General features: G+C 68.5%; 4 protein-coding genes. All 4 read left to right on the plus strand.

Features of this window, described 5'->3' with window-relative positions:
• The first annotated feature begins 96 nt into the window (after window positions 1-96).
• The 4 genes from ACFUPX_RS43860 to ACFUPX_RS43875 are packed head-to-tail and all read left to right on the plus strand — an operon-like array spanning window position 97 to window position 5,774.
• A complete protein-coding gene (locus ACFUPX_RS43860) occupies window positions 97-1,635 on the plus strand; it encodes a GMC family oxidoreductase (protein ID WP_383335317.1) in 1,539 nt (512 codons plus the stop codon).
• Window positions 1,632-2,741, plus strand: coding sequence for a glycine betaine/L-proline ABC transporter ATP-binding protein (locus tag ACFUPX_RS43865; protein WP_383335319.1), 1,110 nt, complete (start codon window positions 1,632-1,634; stop codon window positions 2,739-2,741). Before ACFUPX_RS43860 ends, ACFUPX_RS43865 begins: the two co-directional genes overlap by 4 nt.
• Window positions 2,738-4,756, plus strand: coding sequence for an ABC transporter permease (locus ACFUPX_RS43870; RefSeq protein WP_383335321.1), 2,019 nt, complete (start codon window positions 2,738-2,740; stop codon window positions 4,754-4,756). Before ACFUPX_RS43865 ends, ACFUPX_RS43870 begins: the two co-directional genes overlap by 4 nt.
• A gap of 55 nt (window positions 4,757-4,811) precedes the next feature.
• Window positions 4,812-5,774: a glycine betaine ABC transporter substrate-binding protein gene (locus tag ACFUPX_RS43875; protein ID WP_383335323.1), complete on the plus strand. Its 963-nt coding sequence runs from the start codon at window positions 4,812-4,814 to the stop codon at window positions 5,772-5,774.
• Window positions 5,775-5,838 lie beyond the last annotated feature (64 nt).

The following is a 5,838-nucleotide window of genomic DNA, read 5'->3' on the forward strand; positions in this document are numbered from 1 at the left end:
CCCGCGCACGTATGTATGTCCGAACGTCCGAGCACCCCCCGCTCTATACGCGCAAGCACCTTGGCACCACGCCTCGCAGGAAGAGGAGCAGCACGCATGGCTGAGACCACCGAGTACGACTACGTCATCGTCGGCGGCGGCACCGCAGGGTCGGTGATCGCATCCCGCCTCACCGAGGACCCGGACGTCACCGTCGCCGTCATCGAGGGCGGCCCCAGCGACATCGACCGCGAGGACGTCCTCACGCTGCGCCGCTGGCTGGGCCTCCTCGGCGGCGAACTCGACTACGGCTACACGACCACCGAGCAGCCGCGCGGCAACTCGCACATCCTGCACAGCCGCGCCAAGGTCCTCGGCGGCTGCTCGTCGCACAACACCCTGATCTCGTTCAAGCCGCTGCCCTCCGACTGGGACGAGTGGGAAGAGGCGGGCGCCACCGGCTGGGGCGCCGCCGCGATGGACCCCTTCTTCGGCAAGCTGCGCAACAACATCGTGCGCGTCGCCAAGAAGGACCAGAACCAGATCGCCACCGACTGGGTCGAGGCCGCGCAGGACGCACTGGGCATCCCCGAGGTCATCGGCTTCAACGACAAGCCCTTCGACGAGGGCGTCGGCTTCTTCGACCTCTCGTACCACCCGGAGAACAACAAGCGCTCCTCCGCGTCCGTCGCCTACCTCCACCCCCACATGGAGGCCGGTGACCGCCCGAACCTCCACCTCTTCCTGGAGACCTGGGCCACCAAGCTGGAGCTCGCGGGCAAGGCCGCGCGCGGCGTGCACATCCGTACGAAGGACGGCGAGGAGAAGCTGCTCACCGCCCGCCGCGAGGTGCTCGTCTGCGCGGGCGCCGTCGACACGCCCCGGCTGCTCATGCACTCCGGCATCGGCCCCGCCAAGGACCTCCAGGCCCTCGGCATCCCCGTCACGCACGACCTGCCGGGCGTCGGCGAGAACCTCATCGACCACCCCGAGTCGGTCATCGTCTGGGAGACCAACGGGCCGATCCCCGGCAACTCCGCGATGGACTCCGACGCGGGCCTGTTCGTGAAGCGGGACCCGGACCACAAGGGCCCTGACCTGATGTTCCACTTCTACCAGATCCCGTTCACGGACAATCCGGAGCGCCTGGGCTACGAACGCCCGGAGCACGGGGTCTCCATGACGCCGAACATCACCAAGTCCCGTGCGCGTGGCCGCGTCTACCTGACGTCCGCCGACCCGGAGGTCAAGCCCGCCCTCGACTTCAAGTACTTCGAGGACGAAGATGACTACGACGGGCAGACGCTGGTCGACGGCATCAAGCTGGCCCGCAAGGTCGCACGGGCCGAGCCCTTCGCCAAGTGGCTCAAGCGCGAGGTCTTCCCCGGACCTGAGGTGACCGAGGACGCTGAGATCAGCGAACTCGTGCGCAAGGCCGCGCACACCGTCTACCACCCTGCGGGAACCTGCCGAATGGGCGCTTCCGCTGATGAACTTGCCGTAGTCGACCCGGAACTGCGGATCCGGGGCCTCGAGGGAATCCGAATCGCGGACGCATCCGTCTTCCCGACGATGCCTGCCGTGAACCCGATGATCGGAGTGCTCATGGTCGGGGAAAAGTGCGCGGAACTGCTGACCGGGAGTGATGTCCGATGACCACCACCACTGACAAGACGCCTGTCCCCGAGACGCCGGCCTCCGAGGAGGCGGTACCCGCCTTCACCGTGCGGGACCTGTGGAAGGTCTTCGGGCCCAAGGCCAAGAGCATCCCCGGCAACGAGGAGTACGCGGGTCTCTCCGCCGTCGAGCTGCGCGAGCGCACCGGCTGCACGGCGGCCGTGCGGGACGTCAGCTTCGACGTCCAGCGCGGCGAGGTCTTCGTCGTCATGGGGCTCTCCGGCTCCGGCAAGTCCACGCTGGTGCGGACCCTGACCCGGCTCATAGAGCCGACCAGCGGATCCATATCCATGGACAGCCAGGACGTCCTCGCCATGGACAAGAACCAGCTGCGTGAACTGCGCCGCCACAAGGCCGCGATGGTCTTCCAGAACTTCGGCCTCCTTCCGCACCGCACCGTCCTCGACAACGTCGCGTACGGCCTGGAGATCCAGGGCGTCGGCAAGGCCGAGCGCCGCGCCAAGGCCATGGAGGTCGTCGCCAAGGTCGGCCTCGAAGGCCTGGAGGACCGCCGTCCCACCCAGCTCTCCGGCGGCCAGCAGCAGCGCGTGGGCCTGGCCCGCGCCCTCGCCGTCGACCCCGAAGTCCTCCTCTTCGACGAGCCGTTCAGCGCGCTCGACCCGCTGATCCGCCGCGACATGCAGGAAGAAGTCATCCGCCTGCACCGCGAAGAGGGCCGCACGATGGTCTTCATCACCCACGACCTGAGCGAGGCGCTGCGCCTGGGCGACCGCATCATGCTGATGCGGGACGGCGCCATCGTGCAGCTCGGCACCCCCGAGGACATCGTCGCCAACCCGGCCGACGACTACGTCCGCGACTTCGTCCAGGACGTGTCGCGCGAGCAGGTCATCTCCGTGCGCCGCGCCATGCGCCCCGCCCAGGGCGACGAGGCCGAGTCCGGTGCCGCGATCGGCCCGGACACGCTGGTCGTCGACGCGATCGAGGCCGTGGCCCGCAGCGGTGCGTACTGCCGCGTCGTGGACGGCGGACGCACCATCGGCATCGTCGACCACGAGCAGCTGCTCGCCGTGGTCGCGGGCCTCGACAGTGATCCCCAGGGCAAAGAGGTGGCAGCTGTATGAGTGCCGCCCCGACCACCGTCCTCGAAAAGAAGGACGGCGTCTCCCCGCCGGGCCCTCCCGCCGAAGGCCCCGGGCCGCTGGCAGGCCTCCTGCGCAACCCCAAGGCGATCCTGCTGCTCGCCGCGGTCCTCGTCGCGGTCGTCTCGGCGGCCGTCACCGCTAACGGCGCCTGGCCCTCCGACCTGACCTTCGACGTGCGCTCGCCGCTCGACGACGTCAACACGTGGATGGCGGAGAACCGCGACACCCACCCGATCTTCCTGTACTTCCTGTTGCACATCAGCAACACCTCGCAGTCCGCGGTGGACGGTGTGCTCAGCGGTCTCGAAGGCCTCGGCTTCATCGGTGTGACCGTCGCCGCCGTGCTCATCTCCTGGTACGCGGGCGGGGCGAACGTGCGCCGCCGCGCGCTGAGCCTCGCGGGCGTCGCCTTCGGCACCTTCGCCGTGATCGGCCTGCTCGACGTGTGGGAAGAGGCGATGGAGACCCTCGCCCTGATGGTGGTCTGTGTGGCCGTCGCGGGGCTCGTGGGTGTCCTTCTCGGCCTCGCGGCCGGGCTCTCGGACCGTGCCGAGCGCATCCTGCGGCCGGTCTTCGACACCATGCAGGTGCTGCCGGCCTTCTCGTACCTGCTGCCCTTCGTGTTGATGTTCGACGTCGGCACCCCGGCCGTCTTCATGGCGACCGTCATCTACGCCGCCCCGCCGATGGCCAGGCTCACCTCGCTCGGCCTGCGCGGCGCCGACGCGGCGGCTCTTGAGGCCTCCCAGTCGCTCGGCGCCAGCGCCTGGCAGCGGCTGTGGACGGCCCGCCTGCCGCTGGCCCGCAAGCCGATGCTGCTCGGCCTCAACCAGACGATCATGATGTGTCTCTCGATGGTCGTGCTCGCCACCGTGGTCGGCGCCGGCGGTCTGGGCGACCCGATCTTCACCGCGATCTCCACCCTCGACGTGGGCCTCGCCGCACCGGCCGGCATCGCGATCGTCCTGATCGCCATCTGGCTGGACCGCACGACGGCGGCGTTCGGCGAACGCGTCGACGACGCGGGACCCGCGCGCAGCTCCGTCGCGACGCGCGTCCTGTGGGTCGTCATGGCCGCCGTGGTGGCGGGCGCCGCCGTACTCGGCCAGGCGATCGGCCGCACCGAATGGCCGGAGAACTGGGTCGTCTCCATTTCCACGCCGATCAACGACGTCTTCGCCTGGATCGAGCGCGAGCTCGGCTCCGGCGTACCGGTCCTCGGCGGCACCCTGACCTGGGCGAGCGGCTTCACCCGCTGGGTCATCAACCCGCTGTTCGACGCCCTGCTCGCCACCCCGTGGTGGGCGGTGCTCCTGGTCTCCGGTGTCCTCGCCTACCTCGCGGGACGCTGGCGCGCGGCGGTCACCGCCGTGCTCGCGCTCGGTGCGATCGGCGCGATGGGTCTGTGGAACAACTCGATGGACACCCTCTCGCAGGTCCTCGCGGCCCTCGTGGTCACGCTGATCATGGGCTTCGCCGTCGGTGTGGTCGCGGCCCGGGTCGACTGGGTGGACCGGATGATCCGGCCGGTGCTCGACACCATGCAGACCCTGCCGGCGTTCATCTATCTCATCCCGATGGTCGGGCTGTTCGGCAGTGGCCCCTCCGCCGGTGCGGTGGCCGCCGTCATCTACGCGCTGCCCGCCGTCATCCGCATCACGGCCCAGGGCGTCCGCCAGATCGACCCCTCGGCCCTGGAGGCGGCCCGCTCGCTGGGCGCCTCCACCGGCCAGCAGCTCCGGCAGGTCCAGCTTCCGCTGGCCAGGCCCGCGCTGCTCGTCGCCCTCAACCAGGGCGTCGTCCTGGTCCTCTCCATGGTCGTCATCGGCGGCATCATCGGCGGCGGCGCGCTCGGTGTGGACGTGATCAGGGGCCTCACCAAGGGCGACCTCGGCCTCGGTCTGACGTCCGGTATCGCGATCGTCTGCCTCGGTCTGCTCCTCGACCGGATCTCCCAGCCCGGCGCCGACGTCAAGGAACGCGCACTGCGCTGACGTACTGACGTACGCTCTCGGGCCCCGCTCTCCTGCTACGTAAGGGAACAATCTCGTGAACTACAGCAAGCGGATACGCACTTCAGTCCTTGCCGGTGTCGGCGTGGCGTCCATGGTGGCGCTCAGCGCCTGTGGCGCCGCCGACACCAAGTCCTCCGGCAGCTCCGACGAGGTCACCCTCACGGTGCCCTCGTGGGTCGGCGCGCGCGCCAACGCCGAGGTCGCCAAGGTGCTCCTCGAGGACGAGGTCGGCGTCAAGAAGGTCGACCTCAAGCAGCTCGACGAGCCGATCGCCTGGGACGCCCTGAACAACGGCAAGGCCGACGCGATCCTGGAGGACTGGGACGGCCAGCCCAAGAAGCAGAAGCTCTACATCGACCAGAAGAAGACGGTCGTCAAGGGCGGCGACCTGGGCGTCACCGGCCACATCGGCTGGTTCGTCCCCAAGTACTACGCGGACAAGCACCCCGAGATCCTCGACTACAAGAACCTCAACAAGTTCGCCAAGGACTTCAAGAGCGACCGTAGCGGCGGCAAGGGCGAGTTCATCGGCGCCGCCCCCTCGTACACCACGTACGACCAGTACCTGATCAAGAACCTCAAGCTGAACTACAAGATCAAGGACACCGGCAGCGAGGCGGTGCAGATCAAGGAGATCCAGCGCAAGTACGCGGACAAGCAGCCGTTCATCACCTACTGGTGGGAGCCGCTGTGGGCGAACGCCGACATGGACATGGTCGAGGTGAAGCTGCCCAAGTTCGAGGAGGGCTGCAACGAGCCCGAGACCAAGACCGCGTGCGGCTACGCCAACACCCCGCTGCAGAAGTACTTCAACGCCGACTTCGCCAAGGACGGCGGCGACGCCTCGAAGTTCCTGAAGAACTTCAAGTGGACGACCGAGCAGCAGAACGAGGTCGCCATGTCCATCGCCAAGGACAAGATGAGCGGCGAGGAAGCGGCCAAGAAGTGGGTCAAGGAGAACAAGGACGTCTGGGAGTCCTGGATCCCGAAGAAGTGACGGTGCCGCTTTCGAGCGGCGGCTGAGCAGATGGTGCGACGGTGCCGGGTGCCCTCACATGAGG

The sequence above is a fragment of the Streptomyces sp. NPDC057302 genome (genome assembly GCF_042667685.1).
In the GTDB taxonomy this organism is placed as follows: Bacteria; Actinomycetota; Actinomycetes; order Streptomycetales; family Streptomycetaceae; genus Streptomyces.

Excerpts from the sequence above, each read along its gene's own strand:
- ACFUPX_RS43865 (WP_383335319.1), top strand. The coding sequence starts at position 1,632 with ATGACCACCACCACTGACAAGACGCCTGTCCCCGAGACGCCGGCCTCC.
- ACFUPX_RS43860 (WP_383335317.1), top strand. The coding sequence starts at position 97 with ATGGCTGAGACCACCGAGTACGACTACGTCATCGTCGGCGGCGGCACC.
- ACFUPX_RS43870 (WP_383335321.1), top strand. The coding sequence starts at position 2,738 with ATGAGTGCCGCCCCGACCACCGTCCTCGAAAAGAAGGACGGCGTCTCC.